This is a genomic window from Sandaracinus amylolyticus (assembly GCF_000737325.1).
In the GTDB taxonomy this organism is placed as follows: domain Bacteria; phylum Myxococcota_A; class Polyangia; order Polyangiales; family Sandaracinaceae; genus Sandaracinus; species Sandaracinus amylolyticus.
In genome coordinates this window covers 189,254-211,388 of record NZ_CP011125.1, presented here as the reverse complement: position 1 = coordinate 211,388, position 22,135 = coordinate 189,254, and the positions used below count along the sequence as shown (strand labels likewise).

The window sequence follows — 22,135 nt, the reverse complement described above, 5'->3', positions numbered from 1 at the left end:
TACGCTCGTTGCGCGCGTCTCGACGGCGTAGACTCGCGCTCGTGATCGCACGCGTGATCGTCGGGCTCGTCCTCCTCGTCGCGTCGGTCCCGCTGACGATCCTCGGGCTCGACGCGGGGGTGCCCGGCATGGGCGTGCCCGCGGCGTACGAGCCCTTCGCGATCCTCGGGCCGCTCGGCATCGGGATCGGGATCGCGATGGTCTCGGCGTCGAAGGCGCCGCCCGGTCGGTTCGTGGCGCGCGTCGCCGGGCACTTCCTCGTCGTGGCGGGCGTGGTGACCGGCGCGGTCGCGATCTTCGCGATGGGCGCGTACTACGGCGGGCCCTGCGTCTCGATCATGCTCGCGCCGGTCGCGATCGCGCTGCTCTGGGCGGGGATGACGATCACGCGCGCGACGTGGAAGGGCGTCGCGCGCCCGACCGATCGCAAGTGATCACGCGCCCGCGAGGAACGTGACCACCGCGTCGAGCGCGTCGGGCGCGCGTGACGCACCGAAGTGCTCGGCGCCCGCCGCGATCACCACGCGCGCGTCGATCACGCCCGCGCCGCGCTCGACGTCGGCGCGCATGGGATCGTGCTCGCCGACCCACACCAGCGCGGGCCCGCGCCATCGCGCGACCGCGGTGGAGACGTCCTCGCGATCCCGCGCCGCGGCGGAGAGCACGGCGCCGTCGTTCGCGCGCAAGCGCGCCGCGCACGTCGGATCGAGCGCGCCCGCGCGCGCCGCGATCACCGCGAGCCACGCGTCGCCGCCGCGCTCCACGACGTGACGGATCGCGCGCATGTCCTGGGCGAACGGGTGCGCGCCGCCGATCCCCAGCGACGCGACGCGCTCGGGCGCGCGCGCGGCGAGCTCGAGCGCGGTGCGCCCGCCGAGCGAGTAGCCGACGACGTGCGCGCGCTCGATCTCCAGCGCGTCGAGCGTCGCGAGGACGTCCTGCACGAGCAGGTCCGCGCCGTACGCGCGCGGATCGCGCGGGCGGGTGCTCCCGCCGTGGCCGCGTGCGTCGAGCGCGACGACGCGATGATGCGCCGCGAGCCGCTGCGCGAGGCCGCACTCCCACCACGTCGGGCTCGCGTCACCGAGGCCGTGCAGGAGCACGACGGTGCTGCGCACGTCGCGCGCGCCGATCACGCGGGCGCGCAGCGCGACGTCCCCGCACATCACGACCAGCTCGCGCGTCACGCTCCACCTCCGATCCGCGGGAAGAACCGCCCGACGCGCGCCTGGTACGCGCGATAGCGATCGCCGAGCGCGCGCACGAGGTCGCGCTCCTCGAGCGCGGTGCCGATCACGACGTACGCGGTCATCCCGATGGCATAGACCAAGTGGTCCAAGCTCATCGACGGCGTGACCCACGAGACGAGGAGCAGGCTCGCCTGCAGCGGATGGCGCACCCACCGATACGCGCCGCGCTCCACGAATTCGTCGCGCGAGGGGCGCATCCAGCCGAGCGGCGCGAGCGCCTGGCGCAGCCCGAAGAGCTCGAAGTGATCGAGCGCGAACGACGACGCGAGCACCAGCAGCGACGCGAGCGCGAAGGCGACGTGCATCACCACGCGCGGCGCGCCGCGCAGATCCCACACCATCACGTCGATCGGCTGCCACAGCACGACGAGCGCGCCGAGCGCGATCGACGACGCGAGCACGTACACGCTGCGCTCGCTGCGCGGCGGGACGATGCGCGTCCACGCGCGCTTGAACGCGGGCCGCGCCATCACGCTGTGCTGCAGCCCGAAGACGAGCAGCAGCACGACGTCGGCGACGATCGCCGGCAGCGCGGCGGTGGGCGGCATCGCGCGCCACCCCGCGAGGAACACGAGCGACGCGGTGAAACAGATCGAGAATGCGCCGTAGGACGCGAGCGCGAAGAGCGCGGCACCGAAGCGGCGGTCGCGCTCCGGTGCGAGCTCGGACGTGATCTCCATGTCGGACCTCCGAGCGCGCAGCCTTCGCCCGGCAGGCCGCGAGGTCCTGATGGAGCTCTTCGCCCGTCCTTAGGTTTCGCCGCGCGCGCACACGAGGCGCTCGTCGCCGCCGTCGATCGCGACGAACGTGACCGCGGCGTCGTGCACCAGCGCGCCGACGAGCGCGGTGCAGCGCGTCGTGCCCTCGGCAGCAGCGCGCGCGATCACCGCAGCGCGGTCGCGGGCCGGTCCGCGCGCGATCGTGCCCTCCTGCTCGATCTCGCTCGCGTCGATCCCGCACGCGATCGTCACCCCGCGCGCGGCGCACGTGGCGTGGAGCGCCGCCGCCGCGCGCAGCGCCGTGCCCGCGGCCTCGAAGCACGCCCACACCTCGTCGTCGTCGTCGCGCGCGGCGACGCGCGGCGCGAGCGCCGCGAGCGAGGCCCGTGCGAGCGCGCGCAGATCGGCGGGCACCCGCGCGTGCACCACCGTCGCGAGGAAGCGCCGCGCCGCCGGCGCCGGCGCGCGCCTCACCGCGTCGTCGATCGCGGCGAGCAGGCGATCGGTCGCGTGGTGCGCGAACGCGTGATCTTCGCCGGGCACCTCGATGAGCGTCGCGCCGGGGATCGCGCGCGCGAGGGCGCGCCCGTTCGCGGCGTCGATCACACGATCGTCGGTCTGGTGCAGCACCGTGGTCGGCACGTGCACCCACCCGAGCACGCCGCGGGCGTCGATCGCCTCGTTCATCGCGAGCAGGTCGAGCGCCGCGCCCGGGCTCGCGCCGAGCCGCTCCGCGCTCTCGCTCCACGCGCGCACGTCGTCGCCCGTGGCGTGCTCGGGCGCGAAGATCTGACGCGCGGTCACGCCCGCGCCCCACCCGCTCGCGACGTACTCGCGCAGCGCGCGCAGCCGCTGCGCGCTCCATCCCGCGGGGTGATCGCTCGACGCGGTGAAGCGCGCGAACGCACCGACGAGCACGAGCCCGGCGACGCGCTCGGGGTGCGTCGCCGCGAGGAGGATCGCGATCGGCGCGCCCTCCGACAGGCCGAGCACGACCGCGCGACGAGAGCCCGCGGCGTCGAGCACGCAGAGCAGGTCCTGCATGCGCTCGTCGAGCGTCGCGCAGCGCACGCGATCCGAGAGCCCCACGCCTCGCTTGTCGAAGAGGATCACGCGCGCCGAGCGCGTCATCGCCGCGAAGCTCGCCGCGAGGCGCGGATGCTCGAGGCACGCGCTCATCGGCAGGCACCAGCCGTTCACGACGACGACGTCGACGTCGCGGGCCGCGCCGGGCGCGGGCTCGAGCGCCTGCCACGCGACGTGCACGTCGCCGGCGCGCGACCAGCGCACCGTGCTCCTCGCGGTCTCGCGCGCGGTCTCGGGCGGAGGCGTGCTGCGCGCGTCGATCGTCGCGACGAAGCGATAGCCGAAGCGCGGCAGCGTGCGGATGACGTCGCCGTTCGTGTCGCCGACCGCGGCGCGCGCGAGGCTCACGGTGCGCTGCAGGGAGCCCTCGGTGACGACGACGTCGGGCCACAGCGCGTCGAGCAGCTCGCGCTTCGCGACCGCACGATCACGATGGGCCACGAGGTACGCCAGCAGCTCCAGCACCTTCGGCTCGACGTGCACGACCGCGCCGTCGCGACGCAGCTCGCGACGATCGAGGTCGAGCTCGTGCCCTCCGAACCGGAAGCTCATGCGCAGCCGCGCCGGGATGCTGACACGCGCGCCCGCGCCGAGGCACGCGGCATGGACCGACAGCGACGCACGCGCGCCCACGTTCCAGCGGTGGACGTCTCACGCGCGCTATGCTCGCGCGCCAGCTCGGAATCCGCATGGGAGCACACACGGTCATCTCGTCGCGCGGCATCACGCTGCTCGCGCTCGTCCTCTCGATGTCCGCGGCGCGCGTGGTCGCGCAGGACGCCGGCGTCCCGGAGGTCGCCGATGCGGGCACCGCCGGCCCGAGCGAAGCGCCTCCCGACGATCCCGCGATCGCAGCGGACGAGCCCGAGGCCGATCGCCCCGATCCCGCGGAAGAAGCGCGCGAGGTGCTGCGCGGCGCGCACCTCGGCGAGCTCGCGACGCGCACTCGCACCGCGCTCCAGGCCGCGCGCCCGCTGCTGCGCGCGACCGACTCGATCACCGACATCCAGCGTCGCCTGCCGCGCACCGAGGCCGATCTCGAGCGGCTCGGACATCCGTCGCGGCTCGCGCGCATCTCGCAGCTCTCGCAGCGCGAGCTCGCCGACCTGCGCCAGGAGTGGCGTCGCTACGGCACGATGCTCGAGGAGTGGCAGTCGACGCTCGTCGAGCGCGCGGGCGAGCTCGAGCAGGCGCGCGGCGAGCTCGTGGAGCTGCGCCGCCAGTGGGCGACGCTGCGTCGTGCGTCGGAGGCCGCGGGGCGCCCCGAAGGACGCCACGAGCGGATCGTCACGTCGCTCGAGCAGTCGCGCGGCGCCGCGACCGAGCTCGATCAGCAGCGCGAGCTCGTGCTCGGCCTGCAGGATCGCGTCTCCGAGCTCGCGATCGTCGTCGAGGACGTGACCGAGCAGCTGCGCGCCGCGAGCGCGGCCTATCGCGATCGGCTCTTCGTGCGCGACGCGCCGCCGCTCTGGCAGGGCCTGCGCGGCGCGGCGACGTCGGGCGAGGAGCGCTCGCTCGCGGCCCAGGCGCGCGAGAGCTTCCTGTCGAGCAACGAGTCGCCCGAGGAGCTCGCGGCCGCGCTCGCGCCCGGCGTGGTGCGTCAGCTCTTCGTGTTCGCGCTGCTCGCGGGGCTCGTGCTGATCATCCAGCGGCGCAGCCGCGCCTGGCCCGAGGGCGACGAGACGCTCGCGATCGCGCGCGCGATCGTCGCGCGGCCGTTCTCGACCGCGCTGCTCGTCACGCTGCTCGCGACGCCCGCGCTGGTGCGCCACGCGCCGGTCGCGCTCTACGACGTCGTGTTCTTCCTGCTGCTCGTGCCGCTCGCGCGCGTGCTGCCCCCGCTCGCACCGCCGCACGTGCGCCCGATCCTCTACTTCCTCGTCGGGTTCCTGTTCGTGAACCGGATCGAGTCGACGATGCCCGAGGGGACCGAGCTGCGGCGCCTCGTGCTGCTCCTCGAGTGCGTGATCGCGATCGCCGCGCTCGCGCTCTGGGCGCAGCGCACGAAACAGAACGATCGCCTCACCGCGGTGCTGCGCGGCGTCGCGGTGACCGCCGCGATCATGCTCGCGCTCGGGCTCGTCGCGAACGCGCTCGGCTATTTCTTCCTCGCCGAGATGATCGGCGTCGGCACCGGGTTCAGCGTCTACACCGGGCTCACGCTCGTCGCCGCGGTGGTGGTCGCGCAGGCGCTGCTCGATCTCGCGATCCGCAGCGACGCGGGGCGGCTCTCGCACGCGTTCCGCGAGCACGGCACGCTCATCCACCGGCGCGTGCTCGGCGCGCTCTCGTTCGCCGCGTTCGTGCTCTGGGCCTTCGGGACGCTCGACGGCTACGGCGTGGGCGCGTCGCTCTGGAAGTGGGCGGCCGAGACCCTCGAGAACCAGTGGGACGTCGGCAACCTGCACCTCTCGCTCGGGGCGATCGTCGCGGCGATCGGGATCGTCGTGGTCACGCACTATGCCGCGCGCTGCATCCGCTTCCTGCTCGAGATCGACGTGCTGCCGCGCATGAGGCTCGAGCCCGGCGTCGACGGCGCGATCTCGGGCATCACGCGCTACGTGATCTACGGCGGCGGCCTGCTCCTCGCGCTCGCGGCGCTGGGGATCGACGCGAGCCAGATCGCGCTCGTCGCCGGCGCGCTCGGCGTCGGCATCGGCTTCGGTCTGCAGAACATCGTCGCGAACTTCTTCGCGGGCCTGATCCTCATGCTCGAGCGGCCGGTGCGCATCGGCGACTTCATCGAGATCAGCCCGCTGGTCGGCACCGTCTCGCGCATCGGTCTGCGCTCGAGCACCGTGCGCGCGCCCGACGGCGCCGAGGTGATCGTGCCGAACGAGAAGCTCATCAGCCGCGAGGTCGTGAACTGGACGCTCTCGGATCGGAAGCGCCGCGTCGAGGTGAGGGTCGGCGTCGCGTACGGCACCGATCCCCATCGCGTCCTCGAGATCCTGCGGCGCGTCGCGCAGGAGCACGCCGAGGTCACGAAGGACGGAGTCCCGCCGAGCGCGTCGTTCGTCGCGTTCGGCGAGAGCTCGCTCGACTTCGCGCTGCAGTTCTGGACGAGCGACTTCGGCGAGGCGGGGCGCATCCGCAGCGAGGTCGGCCTGCGCGTGCACGACGCGCTCACCGAGGCCGGGATCGAGATCCCGTTCCCCCAGCGCGACCTCCACGTGAAGAGCCTGCCCGAGGGTTTCGTCGCGAAGAAGGCCTGATCCGTGGCACTCTCGTGATCGGGAGCCGACCGGACGAAGGGACCGCCTTCGTGCGCGCGCGATCGAACGTTTGAGCGAGCCGCAAGATCGAACGTTTCGCGCGCAGGACGTGGTCGACGTCCTGCCGATGCCCGCCCTCGTCACCTGCGGCTCCGCATGCGCGGCGGTGAACGAGGCGTACCTCACGATGCTCGGCGTCGAGGCGCACGAGGTGGTGGGTCGCTCGATCGAGTCGTTGATCCTCGAGCGCGTCGCCGGGCCCGATCGCAGCGTGGTCGAGCGCGCGCACGAGCAGTCGCGCACCCCGCAGCCGGCCGGGCACCTCTGGTGCCGGCTGCGCGACGTCGGTGGCCGCGAGCACGCGGTGCGCGTCGTGTGGCGGAGGCTGTGCGTGCCCGCCGCGCGGCTCGTCGTGTTCTTCGACGCCGAGCCCGAGGCCTTCGGCCGCGAGTCGACCGACGTGCTCGCGCGTGCCGCGGGATCGCTCGGCACCTGCGCGACCGAGCACGACGTGCTCGAGCGCGCCGCGGAGGCGCTCTCGGAGCGCGGGCTCACCTCGACGGTGCTCTTGATCGACGAGGGCGATCCGCTGCTGCGCTACGGGCCGACGCGCTCGCCGGGGAGCGGCCCCGGACGGCGCGCGTTCGAGCGCGCGCGCCCGCCGCGCACGATCCTCGAGGCGTTCAACCCCGCGTTCTCCGAGCGGCGTGCCGCGTTCTTCCAGAACGGCGTGCGCCTCGTGCGCGACGCGTACCCCGAGCCCGTCGCGAGCGATCTCGCCGCGCGGCTGCCGTCGGAGCGCATGGTGCAAGCGCCGCTCTTCGTCGACGGCCGGCCGTACGGCGCGCTGGTGGTCACCGGCGAGCTCCTCACACCGCTGCTCGCGGTGTCGATCGAGCTCTTCGCGGAGCTCGTCGCGCGCGCGGTCGAGAACGTGCGGCTCCGCGTGGAGCGCGTGGAGCGCGAGCGGCTCGCCGCGCTGGGCGAGGCCGCCGCGGTGATGGCGCACGAGGTGCGGAACCCCGTCGCCGCGCTGCGCAACGCGGTGTCGCTGCTGCAGCGCCCGGATCTCGACGCGGTCGGGCGCCACGAGATGTTGCGCGTCGTGAGCGAGGAGGCGGCGCGCCTCGAGCGAATGGTCGAAGATCTCCTGACGCTCGGTCGCCCGTTGGTGCCGCGCCCGCGCGCGGTCGCGCTCGAGTCGCTCGTCGAGGCGGCGGTCGGCCTGCTCGCGCGCCGCAACGAGCTCGACGCGGTGACGCTCGAGGTCAGCGCCCCCGAGCGCCCGATGATCGCGCTCGTCGACGAAGACCTCCTGCAGCTCGCGGTGAACAACGTGCTCCGCAACGCGGCGCAGTCGTCGCCCGCGCGCGGGCGGGTGCGCGTGTCGTTCGAGTCGCGCGAGCGGGAGCGCGCGGTGGTGGTCGAGGACGAAGGGCCGGGCTTCACCGACGAGGTGATGCGGCGGCTGTGCGAGCCGTTCCTCACGACGCGCGCGACCGGGACCGGCATGGGGCTCGCGGTGGTGCGTCGCGTGCTCGACGCGAGCGGCGGGCGGATCGAAGCGGGGCGCGGAGCGGCGGGCGGGGCGCGCGTCGCGCTGTGGATGCCGGCGGAGGAGTGAGCCCTCGCCGGAGTGCTCGTAGCGCAGGTCCCGGACGGGAGCGCGCGACGCGCGCGGACGGTAGGGAACGGCGGGCGAGCCGATTCTTTGCCGGAGTGCTCGTCCCGCAGGTCCCGGACGGGAGCGCGCGACGCGCGCGGACGGTAGGGAACGGCGGGCGAGCCGGTTTTTCGGCAGTCTCCGACCCGTCGTACTCTCGGGCGATGACGTGCCGTCTCGCCTTCCTCGTCGTCGCGCTCTCGCTCCTCGCTCCATCTGCTCGCGCCCAGGAGTGCGACTGCGATCACACGCTCGCGCTCGACGTGACCACCGCCGACGGCGAGGCGCTCGGGATCGGGCCCGGAGATCGGGTGTGCGTCGCGGCGGGCGAGCGTCCGTTCCTGCGGCTCTCGCGCTTCGTCGGCAGCGCGGAAGCGCCCATCACCGTGATCAACTGCGGAGGTCGCGTCGTCATCCGCAACGCCGATCGCGCCTATGCGCTGGTCGTCGAGGGCGCATCGCGCTTCGTGCGCGTGACCGGCACCGGCGATCCCGAGATCGAGCACGGCTTCGACGTGAGCGCGCCCGATCGCGAGCCCTACGCGGGCGTCGGCGTGTGGATCCAGGGCCGCGCGAGCGACGTCGAGATCGATCACATGGAGGTGCACGACACCGGGTTCGCCGGCGTCATGGCCAAGACCGATCCCGCCTGCGCCGATCGACCCTTCTGGGACGACTTCGTCATGCGCGACGTCCATCTGCACCACCTCTGGGTGCACGACACCGGCGGCGAGGGTTTCTACGTCGGAAGCACGCAGACCTCGGGCTACGTGCGCGACTGCGACGGAACCTCGGTGACGATCCCGGCGCACTTCCTCGAGGGCGTCGAGATCGACCACGTGCTCGTCGAGGACACCGAGTGGGACGGCGCGCAGGTCGGCTTCGCGCGCAGCGGATGCAGCGTGCACGACAACGTGATCCGGCGCGTCGGATCCGCGGGCGAGATGTTCCAGCAGCAGGGCCTGCAGCTCGGCGCGTACTCGACGTGCGACGTGCGGCGCAACGTGCTGAGCGACGGGCCCGCGCAGGGGATCATCGTGCTCGACACCGGCGACACGACGATCGCGGACAACGTGATCGCGCGCTTCGGCGCGAACGGCGTCTACGTGAACCTCCGCGGTCTCGTGGAGCGCGCGAGCCATCGCTTCGTGCACAACACGATCAGCGGGTTCGGCGAGGACGCGATCCAGGTGTTCGGCGGCGGGATCGAGAATTCCGTGGCGTGGAACAACTTCGTCATCGGCGGTGACGCGACGTCGATCGCGGCGGGCGGCGACGTCGGGATCGAGATCGACGACAACGTGTTCGTGGCGTCGATCGCGGAAGCGGGCGTCACCGGCGAGGACGACTTCCACCTCGAGGCGGGCTCGCCGGCGCGCGGCGCCGGACGCGACGTGCGCGACATGGGCTTCGCGCTCGATCTCGACGGCCGCGCGCGCGCGATGCCGCCCTCGGCCGGCGCCTACGAGCACGACGACGACGCGCCGGAGATCGACGCGGGCACGGCCGTCGACGCCAGCACGACGCGCGGCGATGGATCGACCAGCGAGACGCCCTCGAGCAGCGGCTGCGGCTGTCGTGTCGCGCGCGGCGACGGTGGCCCGGCGGCGCTCGCGCTCGTCGCGCTCGCGATCACGATCGCGCTGCGGCGTCGCCGGCGCTGACCCATCCCGGCGCGCTGTGCTGCTCGGCGCGGCCGCGCCGCTGCCACGGCCACCGACCTTCGGTCTCGAGCTCCAGCGCCCAGCTCAAGAACGTCCGGATCACGACGAGGATCGCGAGCACGCCGAGGCTCTCGAACGTCGGCTCGAGCGCGACCGTCGAGACGATGTCGGCGGCGACCAGCAGCTCGAGGCCGAGCAGGAGGGAGCGACCGAGCGCGCGCCGGAGCTCGCCGTACGCGTCGGGGCGATGCGCCACGACGTGCTGCGCGAACTGCGCGCACGCGATCACGATCCCCACCACGATGATCGCGACGCCCGCGACCTCGATCGCGCGGCTCACGATCGCGAAGACGGGTCCCTCGTGCATGCGCGCGCTTCCGGTGCACCCGGCGCGCCACGTCGTTCCTCGTGCGGCGCGTCGCGCCGATCGCGCTGCGGGGCGCGCGCGATCGCGCTGGTGGGCACGCAGCCCTGCTCGCCGCTGCAGCACTCGGCTTGGTTCACGCCGCGCATCGGGCACTCGCCGCGCCCGCACGCCGCGTGACCGTGCACGTAGATCATCTCGCTCCCGCAGAACGCACAGCACAGCATCCCCGCGAGCGTACTCGACTGTCGCGATGGACCACGCCTCGCGACGGCCTCGCGATTGCTCGCACCGAGCGCGAGAGGAGGCCTTTCGCCATGAGGTTCGGTCTCGGACGACGACATCCCTCGGGACCGCGCGGGTTCCGCCGCTCCGACGAGCGCATCCACGACGAGGTCTGCACGCGGCTCGCGATGGACCCGTGGATCGACGCCTCGGAGCTCGAGGTGCACGTGCGCGGAGGCGAGGTGCTCCTCGAGGGCGAGGTCGACACGCGCGAGCAGCGCTGGCACGCCGAAGACCTCGCGTGGTCGGTGCTCGGCGTGGAGGACGTGCTCACGCGCGTGCGGGTGCGCGGCCTCGTGCCCGGTCGTCCTCCCGTCGCGCCCCGCGCGCACGACGAGCCGCTGCGCGAGCCGGTGATGACCGAGCCCGCGTATCCCTCGCGCCTCAGCTCGTTCCGCACCGGGCTCGAGTGGAGCGGCGTCGGGCGTCGCCCTCGCGATTGGTGAGCCTCCTGCGGGCCCCGCGCGAACGCGTGTATCGTCGCGGGGTCTTCACGCAGGAGATCGACCGTGCGCACGACTTCGGTTCCGATCCTCGTCGCGCTCGCCGGGCTCGCGCTCGGCGCGTGCGAGGCCGAGCAGCCACCGCTCTACGTCGCGTACGTGCCGGACGAAGGCACGCCCGAGCGCATCGCGTACGACCGCGGCCTCACGCGCCACCTCGGCACCGCGCGTCCGGTCGAGACGACGAGCGACGGAGACTCGACGACCTTCACGTTCGATCCCGCCGACGGCCCGATGTGCATGCGCGGGCGCGAGTTCCGCGCGTCGGTGCGCGAGACCGAGAGCGAGGATCTGCTGATCTTCCTCCAGGGCGGCGGCGCGTGCTGGAGCGCGTTCTGTCTCGCGGTCACCACCGCGCCCGCGGGCATCCCGGGCACCGATCTGCTGCGCGACGAAGAGCGCAATCCGCTCGCCGGATGGGACGTGCTCTACGTGCCGTACTGCGATGGATCGCTGTTCGCCGGCGACAACGAGATCGACGAGGACGGAGACGGCGCGCCCGATCGCTTCCACCACGGCCTCGCGAACCTCTCGGCCGCGCTCACGATGGGCCACCAGCGCTTCCCGTCGCCGCGTCGCGTCGTGCTCGCGGGCAGCTCGGGCGGCGGGTACGGGACGATCCTCGCCGCGTTCCTCGTGCGCTACGTGTATCCCGACGTGCCGATCTTCGTGATCGACGACGCCGGGCTCGGCGTCGCGCGCGCCGGAGACACCGCGTTCCTCGACACGCTGATCGACGAGTTCGGTGCGCGCGACTTCCTCCCTCCCGACTGCGCCGAGTGCACGAGCGACGGCCACATCATCGGGCTCGTCCGCTATCTGCTCGATCGCGATCCGAACCTGCACGTCGCGGCGATCTCGTCCTGGTACGACTTCGTGATCAGCGAGGTCTTCCTGATGTCGACGCCCGCCGCGTTCAGCGCGGCGATCGAAGAGGAGACCGGCGCGCTCCACGAGGCGCACCCCGATCGCTATCGACGCTTCCTCTACGACGGCCGCGCGCACACTGCGCTGCTCGGCGACGTGACCGGCATCGTCGGTCGCGATCTCGGATCGGTCGAGCTCCCCGAGGGCGGCCTCAGCCAGCTCTCGCGCATCGAGATCATGAGCATGCACGACGTGTCGGTGGAGGACGTCGTCCTCGCGGACTGGGTCGGCGCGATGGTCGACGGCGACGCCGAGCGATGGCGCGATCTCGTCGCGCAGCGCGGGGAGCTCCCGAGCGAATAGCGCGCCGATCCGCGCGGAGCAGAACGCGCGTCGCTCCGGACGGCGCGCGTGGCGCGCCGTGTTTCCCGTATTTTTCGGAGGATCTGCGCGGGATCACACGGGGCACGAGCGTTGCTGATGTCGCGCTGCACGGCACGATCACGACGCACGTGCCGCGCTGGAGGCACTATGCAGATCGGCGACCTGTTCACCGAAACTTCGCCATGGATGGTCGACACCGCGCTCCTCGTGGGGCGCGTGTTCATCGGTGTGTGCTTCGTCGTCCACGCGCTCGGAAAGCTCGGCGTCGTCGGCAAGGGCAACATGGAGCAGTTCGCGAGCTGGCTCGCGAGCCTCGGCGTGCCGTTCGCGCCGCTGCAGGCGCGGATCGCGATGCTCTCGGAGCTGGTCGGCGGCGCGCTGCTCGCTGCGGGCCTGATGACGCGCGGCGCGTGCGTCGTGCTGTTCTTCACGATGGTGGTCGCGGGCGTGCTCGGGCATCGCGGCGCGGGCTACCTGATCACCAACGATCCGCCGGGCGCCGAGTACACGATCAACCTCGCGGTGATCTGCGTGATGTTCGCGCTGATCGGGCCGGGCTCGTACTCGCTCGACGCGGCGCTCTTCTGACCCGAAGCGCGCGTCGTCACGCGAGCGCCGGCTCGGGCTCGTCGGGGAAGGCCTCGCCGCTCCGCACGAGCGCGAGCCGGAACAGCGCGGGCGTGAGCACCGCGTTGAGCGCGACGATGCCGAGCAGCAGCGCGCTCATTCCGTCGCCGTAGCCCGGGAACGTGCGCGCGACGAGGATCGCGAGCGCGTTCGCGAGCCCGGCCTGCGGGAGGAGCCCGAACCCGGCCCACTTCTCGACCGCGGTGGGCGCATCGGCGAGGCGCGCCGCGATGCGCGTGCCGCCGAGCAGGCCGGCCGCGCGCACGCCGACGAGGATCGCCGCGGGCACGACCACCACCGGCAGCACGTCGAGCCGGATCGACGCGCCGACGACGGTGAAGAAGAGGACGAACACCGGCAGCGACGCGTCCTCGTAGGTGTGCCGCAGCTCCTCGCCCTCGCCCGCGACGTTCTCCACGAACATCCCCGCGGTGAGCATCAGGAGCAGCGGATCGAGGTGGATCCGGCGGCCGACCTCGGCCGCGACGAGGCACGTCGTCATCGCGAACATGCCCGCGCCGCCGCTGCGCTTGAGCAGACGCATGCCGACCGCGAGCAGCACGCCGGTGACGAGGCCGATCGTCATCGAGCCGAAGAGCTCCCACGCGAGCGCGCGCAGCGTCGTGTCCTGGTCCGCGTCGCCGAGCGCGATCGCGCGCGCGACCGACGACGCGATCGCGAAGAGCAGGATCACGATGAGATCCGCGATCACCACGACGCCCAGGACCGTGCGCGCGGTCGGCCCGTCGGCGCGCGTCTCGGCGCGGATCGCGACCACGACCGCCGGCGAGCCCGACGCGACGACGATGCCGATGACCGCCGCGAGCGCCATCCGCTCGTGCTCCGGCACGCCCTCGAAGAACGGGAGCTCGGGGCTGATCGCATACGCGACCAACGAGAGCACCACCGCGGTGCCGATCACCGCGACGAAGCTGATCCAGCCGATCGAGCGCATCAGCGAGCGCATCGCGCGCACGTTGATCTCGCTGCCCGCGGTGAGCGCGATCAGCGCCACCGCGACGCCGTTCACCTGGCTCAGCCCGCGCACGACCTCGTGGTCGAGGTACCCGAGCACGAAGGGCCCCGCCGTGATCCCGGCCGCCATGTAGCCCGTCAGCTTGGGCAGGCGAAGCTGCTCGACGATGCGGCTCAGCGCCCACGAGACGATCAGGACGAACCCCACTCCGAGCAGGATCGCGGAGCCGCTCGCGCGCGGATCGCCGGGCGCTGCGGTGCGTCTTGCGGCCTCCATCAGGCCGCACACCGCGACGGCGAGCAGGGCGTGCACGAACGTTCGCATTTCCCGACCGTACACGAGTATCGCGCTTCGACGATGGACGAATCGTTTGAGCTCCAACGATTCTTGGATCGCGCCCGCGAGCGCGTGGTCGCGACGACCCTGCGCTTCGCGCCGAGCGAGCCGCAGCGCGTGTTCGCGCTCACGATCGCGATCGGCGCGATGTGCGGTCTCGCGGCGGTCGCGTTCCACGAGGCGATCCAGCTCGCGCAGGAGCTCCTCATCGAGCGTGTGCTGCGCAGCCGCGCGACGACCGCGTGGTGGTGGGTCGCGGTCGCGATCACCCCGGCGATCGGCGGGCTGATCGCGGGGCTGCTGCTGCACTACGTCGTGCCGAGCGCGGCCGGCAGCGGCGTGCCCCAGGTGAAGGCCGCGTACTCGATCGACTCGGGCAAGGGCGTCCGACTGCGCGACGCGATCGGCAAGCTCTTCGTGTGCACGATCCAGATCGGCACCGGGGCATCGCTCGGCCGCGAGGGGCCCACCGTCCAGATCTGCGCGGGGATCGCCGCGAGCCTCGGGCGCTGGCTCGCGCTCTCGCCGGCGAACCTGCGCAACCTGATCCCGGTGGGCTCGGCCGCGGGATCGCGGCGGCGTTCAACGCGCCGATCGCCGCGGTGACGTTCACCATCGAAGAGGTCGTCGGGACGCTCGATCAGACCGTGCTCTCGGGCGTGGTCGTCGCTGCGGCGCTCGCCGCGGTGGTCGAGCACTCGATGCTCGGAGAGAGCCCGGTGCTGCACGCACCGCTGGCTGCCGGGCTGCACCACGCGTCGTCGCTCCCGTTCTATGCGTTGCTCGGGGTCGGCGCGGGGCTCGTCGCGATCGTGTTCGGGGATCTGCTGCTGCTCGAGCGCGAGCGCGCGAAGCGCGCGCGTGTCCCCGCGCCGCTGAAGCCTGCGATCGGCGGGCTGCTGACCGGCGCGCTCGTCGTGGTCGCGATGCTCGCGGTCTCGGAGAGCGGCGTCGCGGGCGGCGGCTACGCGACGCTCTCGCGCGCGCTCGCGGGCGCGCTCCCGCTGCACGCGCTCGCGATCCTGGTCGTGCTCAAGATCGCCGCGACCGTCTCGTCGTACTCGAGCGGCGGCGCGGGCGGCATCTTCGCGCCCTCGCTCTTCGTCGGCGCGATGCTCGGTGGGCTCGTCGGGAGCCTCGACGTGCTCGCGCTCGGTCACGTCCCCTCGCAGGAGCTCACGTCGTTCGCGCTGGTCGGCATGGGCGCCCTGTTCGCGGGGCTGATCCGCGCGCCGATCACGTCGGTGCTGATCATCTTCGAGATGACGCACGGCTACGGGCTGGTGCTGCCGCTGATGATCTCGAACAGCGTCGCGTACCTGATCGCGCGCCGGTTCCGTCCGACGCCGATCTACGAAGCGCTGCTCGCGCAGGACGGGATCAAGCTCCCGCACGGAGCGACGTCGCGCGGCTCCCTCGCGTCGCTCGTCGTGTCGGGCGCGATGACCCGCGACATCGTCACGATCCCCGCGGGCACGAGCGCGCGCGACGCAGCGCAGATCACCGCGCGCCACGGGCACGGGACGTACCCGGTGCTCGACGACGACGGACGCTTCGTCGGTCTGCTCAGCGAGGCGCGGCTGCAGCGATCGCTCGCGGAGAAGGAGGACGCGCGACCAGTGCGCGACATCGCGAAGCACCGCGACTACTGCGTGGCCGACGAGACGCTCCTGCGCGCCGTGACGCGCATGACGCGGCTCGGAGTGCGGCAGCTCCCGGTGCTCGAGCGCGGGACCCACCGGCTCGTCGGCATGCTGGCGATGAGCGACGTCATGCGCGCCCAGATGCGCGCCGAGGGCGAGCACGGCGGCGCATCGAGCTCGACGGATCGCCTGACGCTCGAGGCCCTACCGCCGGTGCCGCGTCGGGATCACAGCGCTTCGCAGACGTAGGGGACCGCCATCGTGCAGTCCTCGTCGATCCACACCGAGCTCGCCACGATCATCGCGCAGTTCTCGCGGCGCGCGCCGTTGGGCTCCGCCGCGCCCCAGCGCACGTAGGCATCGCCGATCGGCTGGCCGCCGGCCGTCGTGTCGCGGAAGAAGAGCGTGCCGTCGTTCCAGGTCCAGTCGCCCTCGCGCACCTCGTCGGTCGCGCCGATCCACACGCGATCCGCCGCGCGCACGCCCGCGACGAAGTCCTGCTCCGCCGCGTCGTCGATGCGCACGAGGCGCATGCCGAGATCGGCGCAGCGCATCGAGGCGTCGTTGCGCGACCGCGCGTCCTCGCACGAGAGATAGCGGCGCCCGAGGTGCCACGCCGCGAAGCACCCCGGCGGTGCGGGCCCGCCGTCGGGACGAGGGCCGGCGTCGCGCCCCGCGTCGGGCTCGATCGACGGCGTCGCATCGATCGGGGGCGTCGCGTCTTCGGCGGGCGCCGCGTCGAGGACGTGAGGCTCGGTCGCGTCGAGCACGAAGGCCGCGTCGAGCTCGCCGTGGCTCGCCGAGTCGCCCGGTCGCGCCGCGTCCTCGACCGCCGCGTCGAAGCCATCGAGCGCCTGCGGGTCGTACCCGAGGCGACCGCAGCCGACCGCAGCAGTCAGGGCGGAGAAGAACAGAATGCTTTCGCGCGCAAGCGATCGCACGCGCGGAGGATACAGCCGTGTCAAGCGTCCGACGTCGGGAGGTGCCCCGTCAGCGCGCTCCGAGGCGCTCGCACGCCTCGGCGTACCCCGCGGTGCACGCGCGCTGGTAGTGCGGTCGCGCGCGCGAGGCGGACGCAGTGCCGCCGATCAGGCCGCTCTCGTAGGCGCGCCCGAGGTTGAAGCAGCCGCGCGGCTCGCGTCCCTCGCAGGCGCGTCCCCACAGCTCGACGGCGCGGCGCACGTCGCGCGGCACGCCGCTCCCGAGCTCGTGGAGCGAGCCGAGGTTGCTGCACGCGAGCATGTGCCCGGCGTCGCACGCGCGCTGGAAGAGCGCCGCCGCCGCCCCGGGATCGCGGCTGATCGCGAGCGTGCCGAGGCTCGTGCACCCGTTCGGGATGCCGCCCTCGCACGCGCGCGAGTAGAGCTCTCCGGCGCGCGCCGCGTCCGCCGCGATGCCGAGCCCGCGCTCGAGGAAGTAGCCGAGCGCGTTGCACCCGCGCAGCTCGCCGCCGTCGCACGCGCGCGTGACCAGCTCGAGCGCGCGCCCGTCGTCCTGCGCGACGCCGGTGCCCGCGCGGAACGCGAGGCCGAGGCGCGTGCACCCGTAGAGCTCGCCGCCGTCGCACGCTTGCGTGTAGAGCACGACCGCGCGCGCGGGATCGGCCGGCGCGCCCAGGCCCTGCTCGATCATCGCGCCGAGGCTCGCGCACCCGAGCAGCTCACCGCCGTCGCACGCCTGCGTGTAGAGCGCGGCGGCGCGCGCGGGATCCGCGGGCACACCACGACCGCGCTCGTACATGAGCCCGAGGTTCGCGCAGCCGTAGAGATCGTCCTGCTGCTCGCACGCGCGGCGGAAGAGGCGCAGCGACTCCGCGAGATCACGGGTCACGCCGCGCCCTTCGTCGAGCAGTCGCCCGAGGTGGATGCAGCCCAGCGAGTCCGCCTGATCGCACGCCTGACGATAGAGCCGCGCCGCCGCCGCGACGTCGCGCGTGATGCCGCGTCCGTCTTCCGTCGCGAGCCCGAGCGACACGCACGAGCCGGGCTCGCCGCCGTCGCATCCCTGGCGGAACAAGCGCACGCCGGCCTCGAGGTCGACCGCGACGCCGATGCCCTCCTGGTACGCGCGCCCCAGGTTCCCGCAGCCGATCGGCTCTCCGTCCTCGCACGCGAGCCGATAGAATTCCGCGGCGCGCGCCGCGACCCGACCGCCCTGCTCCTCGAAGATCAGCCCGAGCTCGTTGCACGCCGGGCCACGGCCCGAGCGACACGCTCGCTCGAGCAGTCGCTCGGTGCGGCGCTGCTCCGCCGCGGCGATGCCTCCGTCGCGCAAGATCACGCTGAGCCGCTCGCACGAGAGCACGTCGTCGCCCGCGCATCCGCTCTCGAAGAGCCGCAGCGCCTGCGTGGTGTCCGCGGCGACGCCGCGCCCGCTCACGTAGCGCTCCGCGAGCGTGCGACACGCCTCGGCGATGCCGGCGCGACAGCTGCGATCGAGCAGCGACGTCGCGAGCGTCGCGTCCTCGGGCGCGGCGCTGTCGTTGATCAACGTCGCGACGCGCCAGCACGCCTGCGCGAAGCCGAGCTGACACGAGCGGTCGTAGCGCTCTCGGGCGCGCGTCGTGTCGACGGGCGTGCCCTCGCCCTGCTCGTGCATCTCGGCGTGCTGGAAGCACGCCTCGGCGTCGCCCTGATCGCACGCGGTGCGGAACAAGATCAGCGCTTGATCGGAGTCGCGCGTCACGCCGACGCCGGTGCGCGTCATCGCGCCGAGACGACGACAGCCCTCGGCGTGACGCGTCGCGCACGCGCGTCGATAGAGCGCGCCTGCGCGCGCGACGTCGGTGGTCACGCCCTCGCCGCGCTCGAACGCGAGCCCGGCGACGACGCACTGCGCCGGCTGCGCGGGCACACAACGCGCGGCCATCCGATCCTCGGGCGAGAGGCAGCATCCGCGCGCGTCGCGCTCGCGGCGTGGGCACGCGTGCGAGCACTCCTGCGCGCTCGCGACCGAGCGCATCGAGGAGAGTGGGACGATCAAGAGGAGCGAGCAGAAGACGGCACGAAGCGAGGTCATGAGCGGAGAGCGTACCGCGACCCGGGGATCCTCCGCGCCGGGGGCCCCGCACGGGCACGCGATCTGCTCCGTCGCGGCGCGATGCTCCGATTGTCGCAATCCGTGCCACTGCTCGCGATCTCGAGCGCGGTCCTCTCCGGCTGTTATCTCGGCCACGGAGCCGACGGGCCGTTGCCGCGCGACGGTGGAGGCCAAGACGCGCGGACCACGCCGATCGTGCCCGACGCGTCGATCCCGGTGGACGCCGGGCAGGTGCGCGACGCGGGCCTGACGTGCGCGCCGACGCGCGCCGACTTCGCGTGCCTCGAGTCGTTCGCCGTGCCGGCCGGGCGCGACTTCACGCTGCCGCTCGCGTTCGACACGTGCGGGTGCTGCGCGCAGACGGAGTGCGCGGTGGTCGACGTGACGCGCGACAGCCAGACGCTGCGCCTCGTCACCGCGCTCTGCCCCGACCCGTGCGACTGCGACGCGTGCAACACGCCGATCGCGCAGTGCGAGATCCCCGCGCTGCCGCCGGGCGAGTGGCTCGTCGAGGTGAACGGCGCGCCCGCGATGCGGCTGCCCGTGGTCGACGAAGAGCTGCCGTTGCCGCCCGGCGGATGCATCGACTTCGCGGAGGACGACGCGTGCACGCGCGGCCCCGGGGTCTTCGAGGGACGCGCGATGCGCCCCTCGCGCGCCTGCGTGCGCCGCGGCATCGGCGGCACGTCGCACGACGAGCTCGATCTGACCGAGGAGTGCGGCACGTGCGATCGCGAGAGCACGTGCGAGGTCCGCGTCATGACGCGCCTCACCACCGATCTCCCGCCGGGCAGCGATCTACACGTCACCGCGGGTCGCTACGTCGGCGGTTGTGACGGCATCTGCCCGCCGGTGTGCATCGAGAACACGCGCACGTGCGCGCTGCCCTCGCTGCCGCCCGGCGACGTGAACCGCATCTTCGTGGACGGGTCGCCGATCCTCACGTTCACCTCGGGCGAGACCGACGTCGTGTGTAGCGACTGACCTCCTCCGAGCGTGCCAATCGCGACTGGCACCTACCGCTCCGACGATTCTCACGTTCTCGCCGAGGTCCGAGCTCCCCGGCGAGCGCTCCGTGCTCCGCGCGCGGAGCGCGCGCTGCGCCGACTCCGACGCTTCGACGCAAACGCAGCAATTCGAGCACGGCGCACGGCGTGCACTGCGAGCCACGCCCTTTCGGGTGGGAGGTGGACTCGTGAGGATTCGAATCGAGACGGTCTTCGGAGCGATGCTCGTGCTCGCGCCGGTCATCACGCTGATCGCGTGCTCGACCGAGCCATCGCCGCCGGTGTACCGCAGTGCGCTGACGGGCGAGGAGTGCGTGCCCGACCCCGGAACGATGATCCCGCCCGAGCGCGGCTCGGGGCACGGACGCGGCGGCCACAACAGCCCGACCGGGATTCCCGGCGACAACATCGACGATCCGCACAGCGGAAAGGTCGACTGCCTCTACGACGGCAACAGCGGCCAGGGCAACGATCGCGACGGCTGCTTCCCGCGTCCCGGCTGCGACGCCGAGGGCTGCTGCGAGGTGCCCGATCCCGATCCGACGCCCGACGCGGGCGCGCCGGTCGACGACGTCGACGCCGGCGATCTCATCTGATCTGATCTGATCTGATCTGATCGAAGGAAGGACGCGCCGCGAAGGGAGCCGCGCCGCGTCCTTCGTTCTCTCAGGTCGAAAATCGGCTCGCCCGCCGGGCCCTACCCTCCGCGCGGTTCGCGCGCTCCCGTCCGGGACCGGCGGGACGAGCACTCCGGCAGAGACTCAGTGATCGTGGTGGCCGCCCGGCCCGTGCGCGTGACCGTGCGCCTTCTCTTCCTCGGTCGCGTCGCGCACGTCGCGGATCGTCACGTCGAACACGAGCGTGACCCCGGCGAGCGGGTGCTCCGAGGTCACGTAGATCGTGCGGCCCTGCACCTTCGTCACCCAGATCGGCATCGGGCGCCCGTTCGGCCCTTCCGCGACGAACTGCGCGCCCTTCACGACGTTCGCCTCCGCGGGGAAGCGCGAGCGCAGGACCTCCTGCGGCTTCACGTTGCGCTTCGGTCCGTAGCCCTTGTCGGGCGGAACGCGCGCCTCGACGCGATCGCCCACCGACTTGCCCGCGAGCGCCTCCTCGAGGCCGGGCACGATCCCGCGCGCACCGTGCAGGTACACGAGCGGCGCGCTCTCGCTCGAGCGATCGAGCTCCTTGCCGCTCTCGTCGCGAAGGACGTAGTCGATGCTCACCACCTTGCCGTCGGCCACGATGCTCACGGTGCGATTCTCCTCCGAAGAGCGCGGATGGTAGCGAGCCGATCGAGTCTGTCGATCACTCCGTCGGGATCGCGAACGCGCCCACGTACCACGCGTTCGCGTCGGCCGTGATGCCCATGCGATGGGTGAGCGCGCCGCTCGTCGGGTCCACGGCGAACACCTGCACGTCGCGCGAGTCCTGGTTCGCGACGATCAGCAGTCGCGCGTCGGGCGTGAGCGTCATGCTGCGCGGCGTGCGACCGCGCGTGCTCTCGTGTCCCTCGAGCGCGAGGAGGCCGTCGCTCCCGATGCGGAAGCGCACCACGTCGTCGTCGCCGCGGTTCGAGCCGTAGAGGAAGCGCCCGCTCGGGTGCACCAGGATCTCCGCGGTCGTGTTCCCGCCGCTCGCGCCCTCTTCGCGCGTCGAGATGCGCTGGAGCTCGGGCCCGAGCGTCGCGTCGGCGGCGCGCGCGTGCACCGTGATCGTCGAGTCGAGCTCGTGGATCACGTACGCGAAGCGCTCGTCGGGCGAGAGCGCGAGGTGACGCGAGCCCGCGCCGGGGCGCATCGCGCGGCTCGGCGGCGTGAGCGGCGCGAGACCGCTCGCGGACACCGCGTACTGCGCGACCAGCGCATCTTCTTTGCTCACGGCATACAGATGCGTGCCGCCCGCATCGAACACGACCTGGTGGGCCTGCCCGCCGGGACGCTCGAGGTCGAGGCGATCGCCGATCATCCCGCCCGCTTCGATCGGGAAGATCGGGACCGAGCCGCCGCCGTAGTTCGCAGCGGCGACGAATCGCCCGTCGGGGCTCACCGCGACGTGGGTCGGACCGCCGCCCTCGGTGGCCGCGCGATCGATGACGCGCACCGCGCCGGTGCCGGGCGTGACCTCGAGCGCCGCGAGCTCGGCCGCGCCCTCGTGCACGACGTAGAGGAATCGTCCGTCGGGCGACGGCGCGAGGAACGACGGGAAGTCGCCGGTGCGCGTGCGGCTGCGCTCGGTGAGCGCGCCGCTCGACGCGTCGAGCGCGTACACGACGAGATCGCCGCTCGTCAGCCCGACGTAGACGAACGTCTCACGCATCGGGCCACCCCCGTCCGGTGTGCCCGCGTCGCTCGGCGACGCAGCGTCCTCGCGCACGTCCGCGTCGATCTCCGGCGCGTCGCTCGCGTCGATGCCCGGGGTGCTCGCGTCGCGTGGATCGCTCGCGTCGTCGTCTCCGCCGCACGCCGCGCACATGAGCGCGGCGAGCAGCGGCCCCAACACGCGCG

Annotated in this window: 19 protein-coding genes and 1 pseudogene; 11 read left to right on the top strand and 9 right to left on the bottom strand. The window is 73.0% G+C overall.

The genetic code is table 11. From position 1 onward, the window contains the following. Positions 1–41 precede the first annotated feature (41 nt). Positions 42–434: a hypothetical protein gene (locus DB32_RS00875; RefSeq protein WP_053230508.1), complete on the top strand. Its 393-nt coding sequence runs from the start codon at positions 42–44 to the stop codon at positions 432–434. Here DB32_RS00875 and DB32_RS00870 read toward each other — a convergent pair whose 3' ends face one another. The 3 genes from DB32_RS00870 to DB32_RS00860 form a co-directional block, all read right to left on the bottom strand. Further along, complete coding sequence (locus DB32_RS00870) at positions 435–1,187, bottom strand: alpha/beta fold hydrolase (RefSeq protein WP_053230507.1); 753 nt, start codon at positions 1,185–1,187, stop codon at positions 435–437. After that, positions 1,184–1,930: a methyltransferase family protein gene (locus DB32_RS00865; protein ID WP_053230506.1), complete on the bottom strand. Its 747-nt coding sequence runs from the start codon at positions 1,928–1,930 to the stop codon at positions 1,184–1,186. The genes DB32_RS00870 and DB32_RS00865 overlap by 4 nt, the downstream gene beginning before the upstream one ends. Before the next feature lie 69 nt (positions 1,931–1,999). After that, positions 2,000–3,688, bottom strand: coding sequence for an alpha/beta fold hydrolase (locus DB32_RS00860; protein ID WP_075097420.1), 1,689 nt, complete (start codon positions 3,686–3,688; stop codon positions 2,000–2,002). A gap of 56 nt (positions 3,689–3,744) precedes the next feature. Between DB32_RS00860 and DB32_RS44880 the strand changes: the two genes are divergently transcribed. From DB32_RS44880 to DB32_RS00845, 3 genes are all read left to right on the top strand, one after another. After that, positions 3,745–6,270, top strand: a complete 2,526-nt coding sequence (locus DB32_RS44880; RefSeq protein ID WP_157068562.1) for a mechanosensitive ion channel domain-containing protein — start codon at positions 3,745–3,747, stop codon at positions 6,268–6,270. A 127-nt stretch (positions 6,271–6,397) separates the two neighbouring features. Then, entirely contained in the window at positions 6,398–7,894 is a 1,497-nt protein-coding gene (locus tag DB32_RS00850; protein WP_075097783.1) for a sensor histidine kinase, read from the top strand. Between the two features lie 203 nt (positions 7,895–8,097). Further along, positions 8,098–9,597, top strand: coding sequence for a right-handed parallel beta-helix repeat-containing protein (locus DB32_RS00845; protein ID WP_053230503.1), 1,500 nt, complete (start codon positions 8,098–8,100; stop codon positions 9,595–9,597). Here DB32_RS00845 and DB32_RS00840 read toward each other — a convergent pair. Next, positions 9,566–9,964, bottom strand: a complete 399-nt coding sequence (locus DB32_RS00840) for a DUF1622 domain-containing protein (RefSeq protein WP_053230502.1) — start codon at positions 9,962–9,964, stop codon at positions 9,566–9,568. The two genes, DB32_RS00845 and DB32_RS00840, sit on opposite strands and share 32 nt — an antisense overlap. A gap of 314 nt (positions 9,965–10,278) precedes the next feature. On the opposite strand from DB32_RS00840, the gene DB32_RS00830 reads away from it, so the two are divergent. The 3 genes from DB32_RS00830 to DB32_RS00820 all read left to right on the top strand — a co-directional run bounded on the left by DB32_RS00830 (position 10,279) and on the right by DB32_RS00820 (position 12,588). Continuing rightward, entirely contained in the window at positions 10,279–10,692 is a 414-nt protein-coding gene (locus DB32_RS00830; RefSeq protein ID WP_053230500.1) for a BON domain-containing protein, read from the top strand. A gap of 63 nt (positions 10,693–10,755) precedes the next feature. After that, positions 10,756–11,979 carry a pectin acetylesterase-family hydrolase gene (locus DB32_RS00825; protein WP_053230499.1) on the top strand — a complete coding sequence of 408 codons (1,224 nt, stop codon included), beginning with the start codon at positions 10,756–10,758 and terminating at the stop codon, positions 11,977–11,979. 168 nt (positions 11,980–12,147) lie between these two features. Next, positions 12,148–12,588 carry a DoxX family protein gene (locus DB32_RS00820; RefSeq protein ID WP_053230498.1) on the top strand — a complete coding sequence of 147 codons (441 nt, stop codon included), beginning with the start codon at positions 12,148–12,150 and terminating at the stop codon, positions 12,586–12,588. 16 nt (positions 12,589–12,604) lie between these two features. Here the strand turns inward: DB32_RS00820 and DB32_RS00815 are convergent, their stop codons facing one another. Then, entirely contained in the window at positions 12,605–13,927 is a 1,323-nt protein-coding gene (locus tag DB32_RS00815) for a cation:proton antiporter (RefSeq protein WP_053230497.1), read from the bottom strand. Between the two features lie 33 nt (positions 13,928–13,960). Here DB32_RS00815 and DB32_RS50195 point away from each other — a divergent pair. Further along, positions 13,961–15,210: pseudogene (locus DB32_RS50195) on the top strand (chloride channel protein); the annotation flags it as partial. Beyond that, positions 15,202–15,831, top strand: a complete 630-nt coding sequence (locus DB32_RS50190; protein WP_420820934.1) for a CBS domain-containing protein — start codon at positions 15,202–15,204, stop codon at positions 15,829–15,831. The pseudogene DB32_RS50195 and the gene DB32_RS50190, both read left to right, overlap by 9 nt. Here the strand turns inward: DB32_RS50190 and DB32_RS00800 are convergent. Beyond that, positions 15,810–16,523 carry a C-type lectin domain-containing protein gene (locus DB32_RS00800; protein ID WP_053230494.1) on the bottom strand — a complete coding sequence of 238 codons (714 nt, stop codon included), beginning with the start codon at positions 16,521–16,523 and terminating at the stop codon, positions 15,810–15,812. The genes DB32_RS50190 and DB32_RS00800 overlap by 22 nt on opposite strands. 49 nt (positions 16,524–16,572) lie before the next feature. Next, positions 16,573–18,600 carry a tetratricopeptide repeat protein gene (locus tag DB32_RS00795; RefSeq protein WP_053230493.1) on the bottom strand — a complete coding sequence of 676 codons (2,028 nt, stop codon included), beginning with the start codon at positions 18,598–18,600 and terminating at the stop codon, positions 16,573–16,575. 90 nt (positions 18,601–18,690) lie between these two features. On the opposite strand from DB32_RS00795, the gene DB32_RS00790 reads away from it, so the two are divergent. Together DB32_RS00790 and DB32_RS00785 are read left to right on the top strand one after the other, a co-directional pair. Then, positions 18,691–19,605, top strand: coding sequence for a hypothetical protein (locus tag DB32_RS00790; protein ID WP_157068561.1), 915 nt, complete (start codon positions 18,691–18,693; stop codon positions 19,603–19,605). A 211-nt stretch (positions 19,606–19,816) separates the two neighbouring features. Next, on the top strand, positions 19,817–20,224 hold the full coding sequence (locus tag DB32_RS00785) for a hypothetical protein (RefSeq protein ID WP_053230491.1): 408 nt from the start codon (positions 19,817–19,819) through the stop codon (positions 20,222–20,224). A 165-nt stretch (positions 20,225–20,389) separates the two neighbouring features. Here the strand turns inward: DB32_RS00785 and DB32_RS00780 are convergent, their stop codons facing one another. Together DB32_RS00780 and DB32_RS00775 are read right to left on the bottom strand one after the other, a co-directional pair. Continuing rightward, entirely contained in the window at positions 20,390–20,881 is a 492-nt protein-coding gene (locus tag DB32_RS00780) for an FKBP-type peptidyl-prolyl cis-trans isomerase (protein WP_205627014.1), read from the bottom strand. A gap of 55 nt (positions 20,882–20,936) precedes the next feature. Beyond that, the gene (locus tag DB32_RS00775; RefSeq protein WP_169791283.1) at positions 20,937–22,130 is read right to left on the bottom strand and encodes a lactonase family protein; all 1,194 of its coding nucleotides are present in this window, start codon (positions 22,128–22,130) and stop codon (positions 20,937–20,939) included. Positions 22,131–22,135: the final 5 nt, after the last annotated feature.

Coding starts and splice junctions, on each gene's coding strand:
- DB32_RS00865 (WP_053230506.1), bottom strand. CDS start 1,930: ATGGAGATCACGTCCGAGCTCGCACCGGAGCGCGACCGCCGCTTCGGT.
- DB32_RS44880 (WP_157068562.1), top strand. CDS start 3,745: ATGGGAGCACACACGGTCATCTCGTCGCGCGGCATCACGCTGCTCGCG.
- DB32_RS00850 (WP_075097783.1), top strand. CDS start 6,398: ATGCCCGCCCTCGTCACCTGCGGCTCCGCATGCGCGGCGGTGAACGAG.
- DB32_RS00845 (WP_053230503.1), top strand. CDS start 8,098: ATGACGTGCCGTCTCGCCTTCCTCGTCGTCGCGCTCTCGCTCCTCGCT.
- DB32_RS00840 (WP_053230502.1), bottom strand. CDS start 9,964: ATGCACGAGGGACCCGTCTTCGCGATCGTGAGCCGCGCGATCGAGGTC.
- DB32_RS00830 (WP_053230500.1), top strand. CDS start 10,279: ATGAGGTTCGGTCTCGGACGACGACATCCCTCGGGACCGCGCGGGTTC.
- DB32_RS00820 (WP_053230498.1), top strand. CDS start 12,148: ATGCAGATCGGCGACCTGTTCACCGAAACTTCGCCATGGATGGTCGAC.
- DB32_RS00815 (WP_053230497.1), bottom strand. CDS start 13,927: ATGCGAACGTTCGTGCACGCCCTGCTCGCCGTCGCGGTGTGCGGCCTG.
- DB32_RS50190 (WP_420820934.1), top strand. CDS start 15,202: ATGACGCACGGCTACGGGCTGGTGCTGCCGCTGATGATCTCGAACAGC.
- DB32_RS00795 (WP_053230493.1), bottom strand. CDS start 18,600: ATGACCTCGCTTCGTGCCGTCTTCTGCTCGCTCCTCTTGATCGTCCCA.